Consider the following 16,070-nt stretch of genomic DNA (forward strand, 5'->3'; position numbering starts at 1 on the left):
TCCGTGGTGGACCAGCTTGTCAATCCGCCAAACGCAGAAACCGACACTTCCATCGAAACGGCCCTCGGGCTCGACCGCAAAGGCGTGAGCCGCAAGCGCAGCCGCTTCTGGCTCTACGCGCTGCTGGCGCTGGCTGTCGTGGCGGCCGCGATCGCCGGCTACCGCTGGAACGCCGTCTCGCCGCCCCGGATCGAATACACGACCGCGCCGGCGACGATTGCCGACCTGACCGTCAAGGTGTCGGCGACCGGCACGCTGCAGCCGCTGACGCAGGTCGACATCTCCAGCGAGCTTTCCGGTATCGTGCGCGCCGTCGCCGTCAACGAGAACCAGCAGGTCAAGAAGGGCGACGTTCTGGCGACGCTCGACACCGCCAAGCTCGAAGTCCAGATCGAGCGCGCCACCGCCTCGGCAAAGGCGGCGGCGGCCGCCGTCGAGGATGCCAAGGTCACGCTGCAGGAAAACCAGAACGCGGTGGTCCGCGCGAGCGCCCTCACCAAGCGCGGCATGGCGACGGATCAATCGCTTGAGGCCGCGACCGCGACACGCGATCGCTCCAAGGCCGCGCTCGACAGCGCCGAGGCCAATCTCGCCATCGCCGAAGCTGATCTGAAGGCCCAGCAGACCGACCTTGCCAAGAGCACCATCTACGCGCCGATCGACGGCATCGTGCTCACGCGCTCCGTCGATCCGGGGCAGACGGTCGCTTCTTCGCTGCAGGCGCCGGTGCTGTTCGTCATCGCTGCCGACTTGCGGAACATGGAGCTGCAGGCGGCGGTGGACGAGGCCGATATCGGCCAGGTCAAGCCCGGCCAGCATGCCCGCTTCACCGTCGATGCTTTCCCGGACCGTCCCTTCGACGCCGAGATCCGCGACATCTCCTATGCCTCCGTCACCACCGACGGCGTCGTCACTTACAATGCACGGCTGGAAGTCGACAACGGCGAACTTCTGCTCAGGCCAGGCATGACCGCCACGGTCGCGGTGGTGACCCGGCAGGCCAAGGGCGTGCTCACCGTGCCGGCCGCAGCCTTCCGTTACCGCCCGGCGCAACAGGCGGCCCGCGGCTGGAGCCTGCGCGACCTCTTTACCGGCCGCATGGGGCGCCCCAACTGGCAGCGCGAGGCGACGAAAGCGCCGATCGACGGCTCGCGCACGCTCTATGTGTTGGACAACGGACGGCCGCATGCCCTCAACGTTAGGATCGGCTCGACCGACGGTGAACTGACCGAGATCACGTCCGGCCTCGAGGAAGGCGCGGAGGTCATCACCGGCTCGCAGCAACGGAGCTGACCGTGTCCGCTCCCCTGCTCATCACCTTCGACAGTGTATGGAAGAGCTATGGCGAGGGCGAAGCGTGCGTGCACGCACTTGCCGGCGTCGATCTTGCCATCCGCAGAAGTGAGTTCGTCGCCATCATGGGACCGTCCGGCTCGGGCAAGTCGACGGCGATGAACATCATCGGCTGTCTCGACACGCCGACGGCCGGAACCTACCGCTTCATGGGCGTCGATGCCGGCCGGCTCGACCGCAACCGCCGCGCCCTGTTGCGCAACCTTTATGTCGGCTTCGTCTTCCAGGGCTACAATCTCCTGCCCCGCACCACGGCGGCGGAAAATGTCGAGCTGCCTCTGATCTATCGCGGCGTTTCCGCCCGCGAGCGCCGGGAGCTGGCCATGCAGGCGCTCGCCCAGGTCGGACTTGTCGGGCGCGAACATCACACGCCGGCCGAGCTCTCGGGCGGCCAGCAACAGCGCGTGGCGATCGCGCGTGCCATCGTCACCAAACCGACTCTGCTCGTCGCCGACGAGCCCACCGGAAATCTCGACACCGCGCGCACGCACGAAATAATGGAATTGCTGACCAGGTTGAACGCCGAACTCGGCCTCACCATCGTTATGGTCACGCACGAAGCCGACGTCGCGGCATATGCCGGGCGCACGGTGCGCTTCCTCGACGGCCACGTCGCTTCAGATACAGCGAAAGCCGAGGCAGCATGATCTGGGAAACCGTCCGCCTTTCGCTGATTTCCATCCGCCGGAACGTGCTGCGCTCGTTCCTGACCCTGCTCGGCATCGTCATCGGCGTCGCCGCGGTCATTGCCATGCTCACCATCGGCTCCGGCACCACCGAGAAGGTCAAGGCCGACATCTCGAAACTCGGCAGCAACCTGCTCGTCGTCCGCTCGGGCCGTCCGGCAGGGCCTGGCGGCCCGGGCGGGCTCGACCAGGTCACCCGACCGCTGGCCGCCAAGGACCTCGAAGCACTGGTTGCCCATCTCAGCGGCGCACGCGCCATCGCACCGGCGTCGCAAAAACAGGTGCGGGTCATCTTCGGCACGGAGAGCCTGACGTCGGGCGTTACCGGCACCGACAGCGCCTATCTCGACGCGCGCGACTGGAAGCTGGTATCGGGCCGCCCCTTCAGCGATTCCGAGGCGCGCGCCGGCGCCGGCGTCTGCCTGATCGGCGAGACGGTGCGGCAGCAGTTCTTCGGCGCCGGCGATCCGGAGGGGGAGACGATCCGCGTCAACCGCACCTCCTGCCGGATCATCGGCCTGCTCGAGCCGAAGGGTTACACCGGCTTCGGCCAGGATCAGGACAATGTCGTGCTGATGCCGCTGGCCGCCTACCAGCGGCGCATCGCCGGCAACCGCGACATCGACTCGATCTACATCGCCGCCGACGACAGGACGCCGACCACCGAACTGCAGCCGCGCGTCGAGGACATCCTGCGCGACACGCGCCGCATCACGCCGGACCGCGATGCCGATTTCTCGATCCGCGACATGACCCAGATCGCCGACGCCATGGCAAGCGCCACCACCACCATGACCGGCATGCTGGGTGCCGTCGCCGGCGTCAGCCTTCTGGTCGGCGGCATCGGCATCATGAACATCATGCTGGTATCGGTCACTGAGCGCACGCGCGAGATCGGCATCAGGCTGGCGATCGGCGCGCACGAAAAACACATCCTGATCCAGTTCCTGGTCGAGGCGACGGTGCTGTCGCTGGTCGGCGGCATCATCGGCATCCTGATCGGACTTGCGCTCGCAGGCCTGGCCTCGGTGACGCTGACGATACCCTTCGCGCCGAGCCTAGCAGTGATCCTGCTCGCCGTCGGTTTTTCGGCGCTGATCGGCATGGTGTTCGGCTTCTTCCCGGCACTGCGCGGCGCAAGGCTCGATCCGATCGAGGCGCTAAGGCACGAGTGAACCGCCGCATCGTTGGCCCGTGGCCGTGTCAGACCAACTCGTTGGCAAAATGCCACTCGATCAGCGGCCTCATATGGCGCATCAAGCCTTCCGGCAGGTCTGCAGCGTGCCGGATGATCACCGGACCTTCGATCTCCGGCTCTTTCTCGGCGGCAACGAAGGCGCTGATGCGCCGCGCAAGCTCTTCCGCCGGCTCGGGAACGTGATAGCGGCGGAAGATCACCGTGCCGCTCGAAGTCGACAGCGCATAGTAGCGCTGTCCGCGGGCGGCGCCCGACAGATCGATCCCGGTTTCCTCGCCCACCTCGCGGATCATGTTGAAATCGATATCGACGACGCCGTCGCGGAAATCGATCGGCTCGAAGGAGCCGGCGGCGAAATAGACGCGGCCGGCGTTCACCGTGTGCGAGCCCATCCGGATCGCCACCAGCGCATTGTCGCCGGCAACCAGCACGGCGTGCGCATAGGCATGTTCGGCGCCGCTCAGCTCCCGGTTTTGGCGCCACAGCATGAAAGTCGAGTACTTCACCGCATGACAGCGACCGATGAGCCGGCTGTCGCGATAGCTCAGCGCTGAAAGCAACACCACGGTGCCGTCATATAGCGCCGGCTTCATCTCCATTTCGCGCCGCCAGTTTTCCGCGATCGCTGTCTGATTGTCGCGCTCGAACGGATGCGGGCTGGCGTCGAGCCGTACGTCGACCGCGTCGACCGGCAAAATGACATTGCGCGGCAGGTCGAAGCTCACGGGCTCAGGCCATGTCCAGGTTGATCACCACCGGGCAATGGTCGGAGGCCTTCGGCCTGTCCCACCCGGCACGCGGAAAACGCTCTACTTCCTGGCCAGGCGGAAAGATGGTGCGCCAAGGCTGACCGTTGCGGATGATCTCCGGAACCGCGGTGGCGTTCTTCGCCGCCAAGGCCTTCGACAGCAGGATATAGTCCAATTGGCACAAATGCCGCTCTTGCGGGCCGCGCGTGTGATAGAAACTCCAGCGGTCCATCTCGGGCCGCCGCTCGACGACATTTTCGCAAAAGCCGCCTGCGGTCAGAACGTTGATCGAGGACTGGGCTTCGTCGACGACGTGGAAGCGATAGCCGTCGAAGCTGTCGCCTTCGATCTTCACGCGCTGCCGATAATCGTTCATGTCGCCGCAGATCGCCCAGCGCTTGTCGGCCGCATGGTCCTTGCCGAAGCGGTCCTCGATGATGCGGCGCACGGCCTGCGCCTCGGCGATGCGCAGTGGCATCGTCGCCTCGCGGCCATCGAGCCCGTTGCGCGGCGAGCCCATTGACTTGAAATGCACGAGATACAGCGTAAGCGGCACGCCGCCGACCGTCATGTCGATTTCCAGGCAGTCGCGCCGGAAGACGCGTTCGGTGGCCAGGTGCCCGAACGCCGCCAGCTCCGGCGTGAACAGTCCGAACTGCTCGAACGTGACATAGGCATGGCTGGTCATGCGCACGAATTCGATCGGCTGCCCCTGCGCGGTCTCGTTGCGCATCATCACGGCGACGTCGATGCCGCGGGAGTCGTTGCCGGCGGTGGTGTATTTCTGACGATAGCCCTGCCCGATCATCTTGAAGAGATAGCCATATTCGAAGGCCTTCAGCCCCTCGATGTTATCCACCTCCTGCATGCAGATGACGTCGGCGCGTGTCGCGGCTATGGCGAGCGCGGTAAGCTGGCGGGTGTCGTCGGACTGGGCGATCGCGCGCGCCTGTTCGAGCAGCCTGTATTCTGCTTCGCTCTGGATGTCGAACAGCGCCAGTGTTCGGTCCTCGTTGAGCTGGTTGCGATAGCCGGAGAAGTCGAACCTGTTCATCAGGTTCTCGACATTGAAGGTGGCGAGGCGCAGCGACATGGCCGAGACCTTTGCCCGCAAGCAATGGCGAACACAAGAGCAGACGCACGCCCGTTATGGTTGACGGAACCTTTCTGTTCATCTTCCGTTCAGATGGAAAGTTCCATCAATAGGCCTATTCCCGAGCGTTTTGGGCGTGGGGCCTTACTCGTGGAGAGTGAAATGAAACCGCTCTTGTCTTCCCTTGGATCCGGGCTTCTGGCCTTGGGTCTCTCCGCTGGGCTGACGGTGCCGTCGATTGCCGGCCCGGTCCTGCAGCCCGATATGTCGACCGTGACCAGCACGGCCGCATCCACCATCATCCCCGTTCGCGACAGCTGGGCCGGCGGCAACGACCGGCGGCAGATGTATGACTGGCGCTGGCGGCGCGGCGGTGACTGGCGCGGCCGCGATTCCAGATGGCGTGGCGGCGACTTCCGCGCACGTCATTTCTCCCGCAACTGGGATGGAGATCGCAATTGGCGCTGGCGGCATCATCGCCATCATCGCCATCGCCACTTCGACAGTGGGGGCGCGGCCATCCTTGGGCTCGGCCTAGGCCTCGGCCTCGGCAGCCTCGCCTACAACAATTTCTACAATCCCTATTATTACGATCCCTATCCGCGCTACTATCAGCCGCGGCGCATTTACCGGACCGAGCGGCTTTCCAGGGCCCATGTCCAATGGTGCTACGACCGCTACCGGTCCTATCGGGCCTGGGACAACACATTCCAGCCCTATAACGGCCCGCGCCGGCAGTGCATTTCGCCCTTTATCTGAGCCCCTCGGCACGAAGCTCAACGGCGCCCGGCGGGCGCCGTTTCTTTTTGTCAGGGCGCGCCCGACGGCGACGCGATAACCTTAAATTTAGCAGATGCGTCTATCCGTAATGCGGTGCCCCATATGACGATCGCCAGGCTGCGATCCGCTAGGACGACTCCGCCATGACCGAGAACGAGTTGAGAGGCAAGCGCCGGCAACGCGTGCTGAAGGGCGCGGCGATCCTGACCGGCATCAACAATTCCGGGGTCATGTGCACGGTGCGCAACATGCATCCTGGCGGCGCCGAACTGAAGCTGCCGATCGAGGCGCATGTGCCCGACGAATTCCTGCTTTACGTGACGAAGGACCGGATCGGCTACAAGGCGATCGTCCGCTGGCGCCGCGACGACCGCATCGGCGTGGAATTCGCGGGCACCGAGCCGAAGCCGCATTGGCATTACGGCTGAGCGTGAGAGAAGCCGGCGGATCGCTCCGCCGGCTTTCACGAAGCATGAATAGACCAAATTAATTTTTCGCCTTGTCGACCAGCTTGTTCTTGGCGATCCACGGCATCATCGCGCGCAGCTTCGCGCCAACCTCTTCGATCTGATGACTGTCGTTGTTGCGGCGGATGCCCTTGAAGCGCGACAGGCCGGCGCGATATTCCTGCATCCATTCCGAGGTGAATTTTCCGGTCTGGATATCCTTCAGGATGCGCTTCATCTCGGCCTTGGTGTCGGCCGTGATGATACGCGGACCGGAGACATATTCGCCCCATTCGGCGGTATTCGAGATCGAGTAGTTCATGTTGGCGATGCCGCCCTCATAGATGAGGTCGACGATCAGCTTCACCTCGTGCAGACACTCGAAGTAGGCCATCTCCGGCGCGTAGCCGGCTTCCACCAGCGTCTCGAAGCCGGCGCGGATCAGCTCGACCAAACCGCCGCACAGCACCACCTGCTCGCCGAACAGATCGGTCTCGCATTCCTCGCGGAAATTGGTCTCGATGATGCCGGAACGGCCGCCGCCGACGCCGCAGGCATAGGAGAGCGCGAGGTCGAGCGCATTGCCCGAGGCGTCCTGGTTGACGGCAACCAGGCACGGCACGCCGCCGCCCTTCTGATATTCGCCGCGCACGGTATGGCCGGGGCCCTTCGGCGCGATCATGACCACGTCGACCGAAGCCTTCGGCTCGATCAGGCCGAAATGCACATTGAGGCCGTGCGCGAAGGCGATGGCGGCGCCGTCGCGGATGTTCGGCGCGATCTCTGATCTGTAGATGTCGGCCTGCAATTCGTCGGGCGTTGCCATCATCATCAGGTCTGCCCACTTGGCGGCTTCCGACACGCTCATCACTTTCAGCCCGTCGGCCTCGACCTTGTTGGCGGTCGCCGAGCCGGCCTTCAGGCCGATGGCGATCTCCTTGACGCCGGAATCCTTGAGGTTGAGCGCATGCGCCCGGCCCTGGCTGCCATAGCCGATGATAGCGACCTTCTTGCCCTTGATCAGATTGAGATCGGCGTCACGATCGTAATAGACACGCATTTCGTCTTCCTTCCCGTTTTGAAGATCAGAGCATGATGCCGAAAAGTGTGAAGCGGTTTTCGGACGACATCATGCTCTATCTCTTGGATTTGGAGCCGGATTCAGATTTCAGGTCGACTTGACCTGAAATCATCCGGCTCCGGGACCTTGCGGCCGGTTGTTTGCTCTCCCGGTCCTTGAGCCGTAAAGAGCGAGAAACTGCTGCGTCGCGCGGGCGGCATCGCCGCCGATCGTCGCCTCGGTCAATTGCAGCCGGTCGCCGAGCAGAAGCCGCATCTGCACATCGCGGCCGACCAGACCGAAAAACGTCCGGAACGCCGTCTCAGCGTCCTCTAAGTCGAGCAGCCCGGCCTCGCGTCCCGCTTCGAGCACGGGCTTCAGACGCCTGGCCAGCGCGAAACGCCCATTCTGCAGCACGATTGCGCCAAGGTCATCCTTCCCGGAGCCGGCATGGCCGACCGCGACACGGTTGAGCGCGATAGACGTATCGCTGGAGATGACCCTCAGCCAGTCGGAAGCGAAGCGTTCGAGGCTTGCGGTCAGCCAAGCGAGGTCGAGCCCTTTGCGGTCGACCGGCGCCACGCGCACTTTCGAGGCCTGCCATTGCACCGTCGCCGTCAGCAGCCCGTCGCGGTCGCCGAACCATTTGTAGAGTGTTTCCTTGGAGCAGCTTGCCCGCCGCGCCACGGCGGTCATGGTCAGGTTGTCGCCGTCTTCGACCAGTAGGCGAAGTGCTGCGTCCAGAACGGCCTGCTGCCGCTCGGTAAGCGTTTCGCTGCTGTCGGTGTCGGCGGCGGCTTGCAACACGTTTTCACCCGTTCCCGGTCGCTCAATAATGCGTACCGTACGTTACGGTTCGGCTTATTGCGCATTCGGGTTTCCAACGCAAGGGGCTGGGGCGAAAAAATCTGACGGTACCCACAAAGACTCGTGAGCTAATCGCCGGCCAGTGGCTCGCGCAGCCGCCCGAGCAGCGCAGCCAGCGTTTCCAGCTCCTTGGCGGAAAGCTTGTCGCCCATCAGCTCGGCTATGGAGGCGCCATAGACGGCCCAGATGCGGCGGCGCATCTCCCGGCCGCTTGGCGTGATGCGCACTGTCTGGCCACGGCCGTCATCCGAGACAGGCAGCTTTTCCAGCAGGCCATCCGCTTCCAGCCGGGCCAGCAGTCGCGACACGTTGTACTGCGCCAACAGAACGCGATCGATCAGCTCGAACGGCCGCAAGCCGCCCTCGCCCGCCTCGGCAAGCTCGTGCAGCACGTCGTACCAGGCGAGCGGCGGCAAGCCGCCGGCTTTCAGGGCATACTCGGTCTTTTCGACCAGCTGGCGCGACACGCGTATCAGGCGGCCCCAGGCTTTGACGGCCTCGGCCGGAGGAGATTTTCTCGTCATCGAGGAACTTTATTCGATAGATGCAATTGCATCAAGCTTGACGGTCGATGCAAACGCATTCATATAGATGCAATTGCATCGATAGGGGTTCCCGATGAAACATGAGATCTGTAAAGTGGCCGACATCCCGCAGACCGGCAGCCTGATCGCGCCTTTCTTCGGCCGCGACGTCCACGTCTGGCGCAGCGGCGAGCGTATCCGTGCCGCGGCCAATGCCTGCCTGCATTTCGGCGGGCCGCTCGACTGCAAGGACGGCGCCTTCATCTGCCAGTGGCACGGCGCCCGCTTCGACATGCAAAGCGGCGAGCGCCTCCAAGGCCCGGCGCCGAAGGGCTCGCGCCTGATGTTCCTGTCGACCCGCGTCGAGGACGGCGCGCTGAACTATGTCCGGGGAGAATAGGATGACGGCCAAACTCACCCTCGTCAGCCATCACCTTTGCCCCTTCGTCCAGCGTGCGGCAATCGCCCTCGCCGAGAAAGGCGTGCCGTTCGAGCGGGTCAATGTCGACCTTGCCAGCAAGCCCGACTGGTTCAAGGCTATCTCGCCGCTCGGCAAGGTACCGCTGCTCTGCGTTCGAAACGGTAGCAAGGAGGAGATCATTTTCGAATCCGCCGTCATCCTCGAATTCCTCGAGGAGACGCAGGCCAATCCGTTGCACCCGGCCGATCCGCTCATGCGGGCCAGGCACCGCTCCTGGGTCGAATTCGGTTCGGCCATCCTCAACGCCATCGGGCGCTTCTATTCCGCCGCCGATGAGGCCGGCTTCCTCGAGGAAAGCAGCGACTTGTCGGAACTGTTTGAGCGTGTCGAGGCAGAACTGTCGGCAAGGCGGAGCGGTCCGTGGTTCGCCGGGAAGCGCTTCTCGCTGGTCGACGCCGTCTACGGGCCGATCTTCCGCTACTTCGACACGTTCGACGAGATCGGCGCTTGCGGCATCCTGGACGGTAAGCCTCTCGTCCAGGCCTGGCGCAAGGCGTTGAGCGACCGGCAATCGGTGAAGGAGGCTGTCAGTCCGGACTATCCGCTGCGGCTGCACGCCTTCCTTCGGGCAAAGGCATCCTATCTTTCGCGAATGATCCGGCTGCAGGCCATTGCGATTCCGCAAGCCCGATCGGCCTGAACGGGTCGATCACCGTTCCCGCGACCATGGCGGCGAGCAACTGCGGCACCGGCGGGATCTTCGCCAGCGCCGCCACCAGCCGGTCGCGCACGAACGGCAACACGACGGAGTCCGACTGGTAGAACGGCGTCAACGACAACGACAGCGCCTGGAATACCCGCACGTGCCAGCGGCGTGCCCTTGCATAGGTCATCAGCGCTTCGTCGATGTCGCTCGTTCGCGCCAGGGCATGGCTGAGTGCTGCCGCGTCAAGCAGCGCCATGTTCGCGCCTTGCCCGAGCTGCGGACTGGTCGAATGCGCGGCGTCGCCGATAACCGCCAGACGTCGGCCGGCCGGCAGCCTCATCGTGTGGTGGCCGTAGCGGGCCAGCGAGAGCTGCTCGAAACTGTCGATCTGGCTGGTGAAGGCCTCGCATTCTGGCCAGACCGAAACAACCTTCGCCTTCCAGGCGCCCAGACCTTCGGCTCTCACCTGTTCCGCTCCGGCCGGCTTGAGGCTCCAGAAGAAGGCAGCCATGGCTCCGGCGCCAGTATCCGGCCGGCCGATCGGCAGCACGCCGACCATGATGCTTGCCTTGTCGTAGCGCTGCAGCAGCGCCTTTTCGTCAAAACCGTCGCGCCATCCGAGTGAGGCCCAGAACGCGCCATAGGTGAGCGGACGCGGCACAGCCGTGTCGCCAAGGCATTGCCGCAGCCTGGAGCGCCCGCCGCTGGCGTCGACAACCAGATCGAAAGACCCCAGCCGCTTTCCGTTGGCGCAGACCGGCCGCGCACGTTCACCCGTCTCCAGCGTCTCGATCTCGACATTGGTTTCGATGGGAATTTCCGCGCGCCGGGCAGCGCGATAGAGTACGCCGAAGAGCGCTGCCCGGTGCACCGCGAGACCGAAGCGGCGACCGCGGCGCGCGTCATAGCGGACATCGAGCACTGTTCGCCCGCTTTTGGCATCGGTCCCGTGTAGCCGCTCGATACGGCTCCCTAGCGAAAGAATCTCGTCAAGCAGCCCGAGATCGGCGAGCGCCGTCAGCCCGGTCGGCTGCAGCATCAGCCCCGAACCGACGGGCTTCGGCTCGTCGAAGCGCTCGAAGACGGTGACCTTATGCCCTGCCCGCCTGAGATAGAGCGCCGCAGCCAGTCCGGCCGGCCCCGCGCCGGCGATCGCTATCTCGTAAGGCTTGTCCATTGCGCCCAAACCCGAACCGGCGAGGAACAATCCCGCAGCGAAAGCGCGAGATCAAGAGGCGCTTTGACGCTTGTATCGGGGGAGGAAAGGCTCAGGCCTGCGCGGCATCGAAGGCGACGCGCGCCTCACGAACGGCATCGTGGTTGAGCTCGGCCCATTGGATCAGCATCTGCAATGGCGCAAACATCGAGCGGCCGAGATCGGTGAGGCTGTATTCGACGCTCGGCGGCTTGGTCGGAAAGACTTCGCGATGCACATAGCCGTCGCGCTGCAGATCGTAGAGCGTCTGCGTCAGCATACGCTGCGAAATGTCGGGCACCAGGCGGCGCAACTCCCCGAACCGGTACGGCTTCTCGGCCAAAGCCATGACCAGCAGCGAGCTCCATTTGCCGCTGATGCCCTGGATCACATCGCGGACCGGGCAGTCGGCGAAATTGCCGCCGCCGGTCATGGCTTTGTAGACCTCGAGCTTCGATTTCAGACTGAAGATCTTGCTGTCCATCGCGACATCCATTGATCGAAACGGCGACCCGCCGGTGGTTCCCCGGCTGTGCCTACCTCCCGGAAAACTGCCTTCTTTACGGCCCCTGGTCAATTCTTATTTTAGTGCTGGTCTCTTTTTGAGACCATCGTTCAGACCCCTTCGACGCAAATTTCAGGAACTTCCCATGACCGAAACTCTCCTTGTCACCGGCGCTTCCGGCCATCTCGGCCGCGCCGTGATCAACCATCTGCTCGATGCGCAGAAAGTCGCGCCGGCAAATATCATCGCAACCACGCGCAATCCCGAAAATCTCGGCGACCTGGCAGTCCTCGGAATTGTCGTCAGGCCGGCCGATTTCGACGATCCGGCCTCGCTGGAGCGCGCGTTCAAAGGCGCCGACCGAGTGCTGATCGTCTCGACCGGTGAGCTCGACCTGAAGAGCGACCGGCGCCTCAAGCAGCATCAGGCCGCGGTGGCCGCAGCCAAGGCGGCAAGCGTCTCGCACCTCCTCTACACCTCGATGCCCAATCCCGAGCCGGTCTCGCCGGTGCTGTTTGCCGGCGACCACTACGGCACCGAGCAGGCCATCAAGGCGAGCGGCATTCCCTACACCATCTTCCGCAACGGCTGGTACCAGGAGAACCTTTTCATGGCGCTGCCGCACGCCATTTCGTCGGGCAAGTGGTACACGTCGGCCGGCGACGGGCGGATCGCGCACGCCGCGCGCGACGACATGGCCGCCGCGATCGCCGCGAGCCTCGCTTCCGGCTCGACGGAGCCCCGCGTCTACACGCTGACCGGCCCGCATGCCTACACGACGAACGAAATTGCCGCTCTGGTGAGCGAAGTCACCGGCAAGCCGCTGGAGGTTATCCAATTGCCTGACGAGGCTTTGACCGAGGGCGTCAAGGCGGCCGGCCTTCCCGAGGACTTTGCGCGCATTGTCGTATCCTTCGACGCCAACACACGCTCCGGCCGTATCGGCATGGTGACCGACGCTATCGAGACGTTGTCGGGCCGCAAGCCGAAGACGCTGAAGCAGTTCCTGGAAGGGAACAAGGCCGCACTGCTTGGCTGAACCGTTGCGCCTGGGAGGTACCCTCCCGGGCGCGTCACCTCGACTTTTTGAGCAATCCGAGCCGGACCAAGCTTTCGCCGGTGGCGACGAGCGCTTCTTCGCGCGATCGCGGCGCCCAGCCGAGCATGCGCATGGCCTTGGCCCCGGTTGCGTTCCTGGCCTTGCCCAATTCCGTCACGATCTGAGCCGCTTGCCCGTCGAACAGTCCGACGGTCCGGACCAGCCAGTCCGGCAGCATTCTCGTCGTAACGCGCGACGCAACGCTGCCCAGCCGCGATTTCAACGTTTGTGCGATCGCCAGCGTCGTCATGAAATCGCCGCTGATGGCGAGGAACCGCTCCCCCTTGGCGGCGGGACTGCTCATGGCGCGCAGATGCAGATCCGCCACGTCCCGCACATCGACCACACCGAACACCATGCGCGGCAGACCAGGCATCTCGCCGTCCAGCAAGCGCTTGATGAAGTCCGTCGAGGTCGAATGATCCGGCCCCAGGACCGGTCCAAATATCCCGACCGGATTGACGACCGTCAGTTCCAGCGCTCCGCCCTGGCTGGCAAGGAAATCCCAGGCCGCACGTTCCGCCAGCGTTTTCGACTGCACATAGGCGCTCACCTTGGCCGCCAGGTTGGTCCAGTTCTCTTCCGTGAACGGACTGCCCGGAATTGGCGTCTGGCCATAGCCGATGGCCGCAAAGGACGAAGTGAGCACCACTCGTTTGACGCCGGCATCGCGCGCGGCCCGCAGCACACGCAGCGCACCCTCGCGCGCAGGAACGATCAGATCGTCCTCGTGTTTCGGCACGCCCGGCGGGAACGGCGAGGCGACATGAAGAACGTACTGGCATCCCGCGACCGCTTCCGGCCAGCCGGCGTCTGTCGTCAGATCGGCGTAGGCGAAGGAAAGCGCATCGCCCGGCTCGGCACCGCCGACCCTCAGCATGGCGAGAACATCGGCTTGGCGCTTGGCGGATCGCACTGTTGTGCGGACGCGGTAGCCTGCCTGCAACAGGGCTAGAACGCAGTGCGCGCCGAGGAACCCGGAGCCGCCGGTAACGAGCACCAACTCACCCCCCATTCCCACCTCCCCACCCCTTTAGGCGTTGCAGTCCCTCAAATGGCGACCTGAGTGCCGATCTCGACCACGCGCCCGGTGGGGATCTGGAAATACTCTGTCGCATCGGCCGCCGTCTTCGCAAGGCCGATGAACAGCCTGTCCTGCCAGATCGGCATGCCGGAATTGGGCGAGGCCTTCAGCGAGCGCCGCGACAGGAAGAAGGACGTCGTCATGATGTCGAACTTCCATCCCTGCTTGCGGCAGATCGCCAGCGCGCGCGGAATATTCGGCTGCTCCATGTAGCCGAAGGTCAGCGTGACCCGCATGAAGAGCTCGTTGACCGTCTCCATCTTCACTCGCTCGCTATCCGGCACCACCGGCTGCGGTGCGGTCACCACGGAAAGAATGACATTCTTCTCATGCAGCACCTTATAGTGCTTCAGGCTGTGCATGAGCGCGGTCGGCGCGCTCAGCGGATCGCTGGTCAGGAACACGGCGGTGCCGGACACCAGCTGCGGCTTTTTCTTCAAAAGGTTCGCCGCCAGGAAGTCGAGCGGGATCTCGTTGCGTCGCGTCTTGTCGAACAGGTAGCGGCTGCCGCGCACCCAGGTCCACATGCCGAGGATGATGGCGAAAGCCACGGCGAGCGACGCCCAGCCGCCTTCGAAGACCTTGACGATGTTGGAGGCAAAGAAGCCGACATCGATGGAGGCAAACAGAGCCGTTAACGACACCGCGACCCAGAGCTGCCACTTCCAGATACGGGTCATGACGACGAAGAGGAGCACCGTCGTCACCAGCATATTGCCGGTCACCGAGATCCCGTAGGCCGAGGCAAGTCTGCTGGACGCGCCGAAACCGACCACCAGAAGCATCACCACCAGCGCCAGCAGCATGTTGACGCGCGGCATGTAGATCTGGCCCGACTGTTTTTCGGACGTATGCAGGATCTCCAGCCGCGGCAGCATGTTGAGCTGCACCGCCTGCCTGGTCAGCGAAAAGGCACCGGAGATCACCGCCTGGCTGGCGATAACGGTCGCTGCCGTCGCCAGAATCACCATCGGGATCAGCGCCCAGCCTTCATTCATCTCGAAAAACGGATGGCCGACGACACCGTTCTTGGCGAGCACGAAAGCGCCCTGCCCGGCATAGTTCAACAGCAGGCAGGGAAATACGATCGCCAGCCATGCCAGCACGATCGGCTTGCGCCCGAAATGGCCGAGGTCGGCGTAGAGTGCCTCCGCGCCGGTGACGGCCAGGAAAATGGCGCCGATCGTGACAAAGGCCACGTCCGGCGAATGGATCAGGAAGGCGACGATGTAGTGCGGGCTGATCGCCCAGAGGATTTCAGGATCGGCAATGATGTGGTTCAGCCCGGACAGGCCGATGGCGAGGAACCACACGGCGGTGATCGGCCCGAAGATCAAGGCAACACCACCTGTGCCGAACCGCTGCACCGCAAACAGAATGGCCAAGATGAGCAGCGTCAGCGGCACCACATAAGGCTGAAAGGCGGGTGTCACGACATTCATGCCTTCGACGGCCGAAAGCACGGAGATGGCCGGGGTGATCACGGCGTCGCCAAAGAAAAGCGAGGCGCCGGCGATGCCGATGGCCAGGATGATCGCCGAACGCGTCGCGAAAGTGCTGCGCGCCAGCGCCATCAGCGAGAGCACGCCGCCTTCGCCACGGTTGTCGGCGCGCAGCACGAACATGATGTATTTGATCGTGACGATGATCGTCAGCGACCAGATGATCAGCGACAGCACGCCAAGAATATCGCCGCGATCGGCGACCTCACCGCGCGAGGAAGCAACGAGCGCCTCGCGGAACGCGTAGATCGGGCTGGTGCCGATATCACCATAGACGACACCCAGCGCGCCCAGCATCAGCACCTTGGTGCTGTGCTGCTCTATCTCCGGATGCCCCGTTTGCTCGACGGGTTCTGCCTCAGCACCATTGGCAAGGGCCATGACGACACTCCGATAAAATGCGCGGTGCTCTACGCTTGCTGCAGTGCAATATCAAGTGCCCTGGCGTTAGGGCTCCCATACCGCCAGTGCAAGGCTCGACCTGCAGAGGTCCATTCAAATCTATGGCACAATGTGGATGCTTGAAGGGTCAGATCGCGACCTGAGTGCCGATCTCGACCACGCGCCCGGTGGGGATCTGGAAATACTCTGTCGCATCCGCCGCCGTCTTCGCAAGGCCGATGAACAGCCTGTCTTGCCAGATCGGCATGCCGGAATTGGGCGAGGCCTTCAGCGAGCGCCGCGACAGGAAGAAGGACGTCGTCATGATGTCGAACTTCCATCCCTGCTTGCGGCAGATCGCCAGCGCGCGCGGAATATTCGGCTGCTCCATGTAGCCGAAGGTCAGCGTGACCCGCATGAA

The 16,070-nt window shown here is 63.9% G+C and carries 17 protein-coding genes and 1 pseudogene; 8 read left to right on the forward strand and 10 right to left on the reverse strand.

Going from position 1 to position 16,070, the window contains the following annotated elements:
• Window positions 1-6 precede the first annotated feature (6 nt).
• From CK224_RS04235 to CK224_RS04245, 3 genes are read left to right on the forward strand one after another with little or no spacing between them, the layout of a single operon-like run.
• Complete coding sequence (locus CK224_RS04235) at window positions 7-1,293, forward strand: efflux RND transporter periplasmic adaptor subunit (RefSeq protein ID WP_095780860.1); 1,287 nt, start codon at window positions 7-9, stop codon at window positions 1,291-1,293.
• On the forward strand, window positions 1,290-2,000 hold the full coding sequence (locus CK224_RS04240) for an ABC transporter ATP-binding protein (protein WP_095780861.1): 711 nt from the start codon (window positions 1,290-1,292) through the stop codon (window positions 1,998-2,000). The genes CK224_RS04235 and CK224_RS04240 overlap by 4 nt, the downstream gene beginning before the upstream one ends.
• A complete protein-coding gene (locus CK224_RS04245) occupies window positions 1,997-3,214 on the forward strand; it encodes an ABC transporter permease (protein WP_095780862.1) in 1,218 nt (405 codons plus the stop codon). Before CK224_RS04240 ends, CK224_RS04245 begins: the two co-directional genes overlap by 4 nt.
• A 28-nt stretch (window positions 3,215-3,242) precedes the next feature.
• On the opposite strand, the gene CK224_RS04250 is transcribed toward CK224_RS04245, so the two are convergent.
• Together CK224_RS04250 and CK224_RS04255 are read right to left on the reverse strand one after the other, a co-directional pair.
• Complete coding sequence (locus CK224_RS04250; RefSeq protein ID WP_095780863.1) at window positions 3,243-3,962, reverse strand: hypothetical protein; 720 nt, start codon at window positions 3,960-3,962, stop codon at window positions 3,243-3,245.
• 4 nt (window positions 3,963-3,966) lie between these two features.
• The gene (locus tag CK224_RS04255; RefSeq protein ID WP_066998700.1) at window positions 3,967-5,079 is read right to left on the reverse strand and encodes an endonuclease/exonuclease/phosphatase family protein; all 1,113 of its coding nucleotides are present in this window, start codon (window positions 5,077-5,079) and stop codon (window positions 3,967-3,969) included.
• A 162-nt stretch (window positions 5,080-5,241) separates the two neighbouring features.
• On the opposite strand from CK224_RS04255, the gene CK224_RS04260 reads away from it, so the two are divergent.
• Window positions 5,242-5,838 (forward strand): BA14K family protein, encoded by a 597-nt coding sequence (locus CK224_RS04260; RefSeq protein ID WP_066998698.1) that lies wholly within the window; start codon window positions 5,242-5,244, stop codon window positions 5,836-5,838.
• A gap of 164 nt (window positions 5,839-6,002) precedes the next feature.
• Window positions 6,003-6,287, forward strand: a complete 285-nt coding sequence (locus CK224_RS04265; protein WP_067323293.1) for a PilZ domain-containing protein — start codon at window positions 6,003-6,005, stop codon at window positions 6,285-6,287.
• 58 nt (window positions 6,288-6,345) lie between these two features.
• Here CK224_RS04265 and ilvC read toward each other — a convergent pair whose 3' ends face one another.
• From ilvC to CK224_RS04280, 3 genes are all read right to left on the reverse strand, one after another.
• Window positions 6,346-7,365: a ketol-acid reductoisomerase gene (ilvC, locus tag CK224_RS04270; RefSeq protein WP_066998695.1), complete on the reverse strand. Its 1,020-nt coding sequence runs from the start codon at window positions 7,363-7,365 to the stop codon at window positions 6,346-6,348.
• 129 nt (window positions 7,366-7,494) lie between these two features.
• On the reverse strand, window positions 7,495-8,172 hold the full coding sequence (locus tag CK224_RS04275; RefSeq protein WP_066998692.1) for a TetR/AcrR family transcriptional regulator: 678 nt from the start codon (window positions 8,170-8,172) through the stop codon (window positions 7,495-7,497).
• Window positions 8,173-8,300: 128 nt separating this feature from the next.
• On the reverse strand, window positions 8,301-8,756 hold the full coding sequence (locus CK224_RS04280; protein WP_095780864.1) for a MarR family winged helix-turn-helix transcriptional regulator: 456 nt from the start codon (window positions 8,754-8,756) through the stop codon (window positions 8,301-8,303).
• Window positions 8,757-8,850: 94 nt separating this feature from the next.
• On the opposite strand from CK224_RS04280, the gene CK224_RS04285 reads away from it, so the two are divergent.
• Together CK224_RS04285 and CK224_RS04290 are read left to right on the forward strand one after the other, a co-directional pair.
• Window positions 8,851-9,156, forward strand: a complete 306-nt coding sequence (locus tag CK224_RS04285; RefSeq protein WP_095780865.1) for a Rieske (2Fe-2S) protein — start codon at window positions 8,851-8,853, stop codon at window positions 9,154-9,156.
• A 1-nt stretch (window position 9,157) separates the two neighbouring features.
• On the forward strand, window positions 9,158-9,877 hold the full coding sequence (locus tag CK224_RS04290; protein ID WP_176477843.1) for a glutathione S-transferase family protein: 720 nt from the start codon (window positions 9,158-9,160) through the stop codon (window positions 9,875-9,877).
• Here the strand turns inward: CK224_RS04290 and CK224_RS04295 are convergent.
• Together CK224_RS04295 and CK224_RS04300 are read right to left on the reverse strand one after the other, a co-directional pair.
• Window positions 9,765-11,060, reverse strand: a complete 1,296-nt coding sequence (locus tag CK224_RS04295; RefSeq protein WP_095780867.1) for an NAD(P)/FAD-dependent oxidoreductase — start codon at window positions 11,058-11,060, stop codon at window positions 9,765-9,767. The genes CK224_RS04290 and CK224_RS04295 overlap by 113 nt on opposite strands.
• Window positions 11,061-11,151: 91 nt before the next feature.
• Window positions 11,152-11,562: a helix-turn-helix domain-containing protein gene (locus CK224_RS04300; protein WP_066998811.1), complete on the reverse strand. Its 411-nt coding sequence runs from the start codon at window positions 11,560-11,562 to the stop codon at window positions 11,152-11,154.
• 166 nt (window positions 11,563-11,728) lie between these two features.
• Here CK224_RS04300 and CK224_RS04305 point away from each other — a divergent pair, with 166 nt between their 5' ends.
• Window positions 11,729-12,622 carry an SDR family oxidoreductase gene (locus CK224_RS04305; protein ID WP_095780868.1) on the forward strand — a complete coding sequence of 298 codons (894 nt, stop codon included), beginning with the start codon at window positions 11,729-11,731 and terminating at the stop codon, window positions 12,620-12,622.
• A 34-nt stretch (window positions 12,623-12,656) separates the two neighbouring features.
• Here the strand turns inward: CK224_RS04305 and CK224_RS04310 are convergent, their stop codons facing one another.
• The 3 genes and pseudogenes from CK224_RS04310 to trkD all read right to left on the reverse strand — a co-directional run.
• Window positions 12,657-13,697: an aldehyde reductase gene (locus CK224_RS04310; RefSeq protein ID WP_095780869.1), complete on the reverse strand. Its 1,041-nt coding sequence runs from the start codon at window positions 13,695-13,697 to the stop codon at window positions 12,657-12,659.
• A gap of 35 nt (window positions 13,698-13,732) precedes the next feature.
• A complete protein-coding gene (locus tag CK224_RS04315; RefSeq protein ID WP_095780870.1) occupies window positions 13,733-15,649 on the reverse strand; it encodes a potassium transporter Kup in 1,917 nt (638 codons plus the stop codon).
• A 148-nt stretch (window positions 15,650-15,797) separates the two neighbouring features.
• Window positions 15,798-16,070, reverse strand: a pseudogene (trkD, locus tag CK224_RS04320) (potassium transporter Kup); the annotation flags it as partial.

This window comes from Mesorhizobium sp. WSM3862 (genome assembly GCF_002294985.1).
In the GTDB taxonomy this organism is placed as follows: Bacteria; Pseudomonadota; Alphaproteobacteria; order Rhizobiales; family Rhizobiaceae; genus Mesorhizobium.

Coding starts and splice junctions, on each gene's coding strand:
- CK224_RS04310 (WP_095780869.1), bottom strand. CDS start 13,697: ATGGGGGGTGAGTTGGTGCTCGTTACCGGCGGCTCCGGGTTCCTCGGC.
- CK224_RS04300 (WP_066998811.1), bottom strand. CDS start 11,562: ATGGACAGCAAGATCTTCAGTCTGAAATCGAAGCTCGAGGTCTACAAA.
- CK224_RS04260 (WP_066998698.1), top strand. CDS start 5,242: ATGAAACCGCTCTTGTCTTCCCTTGGATCCGGGCTTCTGGCCTTGGGT.
- CK224_RS04280 (WP_095780864.1), bottom strand. CDS start 8,756: ATGACGAGAAAATCTCCTCCGGCCGAGGCCGTCAAAGCCTGGGGCCGC.
- ilvC (WP_066998695.1), bottom strand. CDS start 7,365: ATGCGTGTCTATTACGATCGTGACGCCGATCTCAATCTGATCAAGGGC.
- CK224_RS04290 (WP_176477843.1), top strand. CDS start 9,158: ATGACGGCCAAACTCACCCTCGTCAGCCATCACCTTTGCCCCTTCGTC.
- CK224_RS04295 (WP_095780867.1), bottom strand. CDS start 11,060: ATGGACAAGCCTTACGAGATAGCGATCGCCGGCGCGGGGCCGGCCGGA.
- CK224_RS04255 (WP_066998700.1), bottom strand. CDS start 5,079: ATGTCGCTGCGCCTCGCCACCTTCAATGTCGAGAACCTGATGAACAGG.
- CK224_RS04245 (WP_095780862.1), top strand. CDS start 1,997: ATGATCTGGGAAACCGTCCGCCTTTCGCTGATTTCCATCCGCCGGAAC.
- CK224_RS04305 (WP_095780868.1), top strand. CDS start 11,729: ATGACCGAAACTCTCCTTGTCACCGGCGCTTCCGGCCATCTCGGCCGC.
- CK224_RS04265 (WP_067323293.1), top strand. CDS start 6,003: ATGACCGAGAACGAGTTGAGAGGCAAGCGCCGGCAACGCGTGCTGAAG.
- CK224_RS04285 (WP_095780865.1), top strand. CDS start 8,851: ATGAAACATGAGATCTGTAAAGTGGCCGACATCCCGCAGACCGGCAGC.
- CK224_RS04315 (WP_095780870.1), bottom strand. CDS start 15,649: ATGGCCCTTGCCAATGGTGCTGAGGCAGAACCCGTCGAGCAAACGGGG.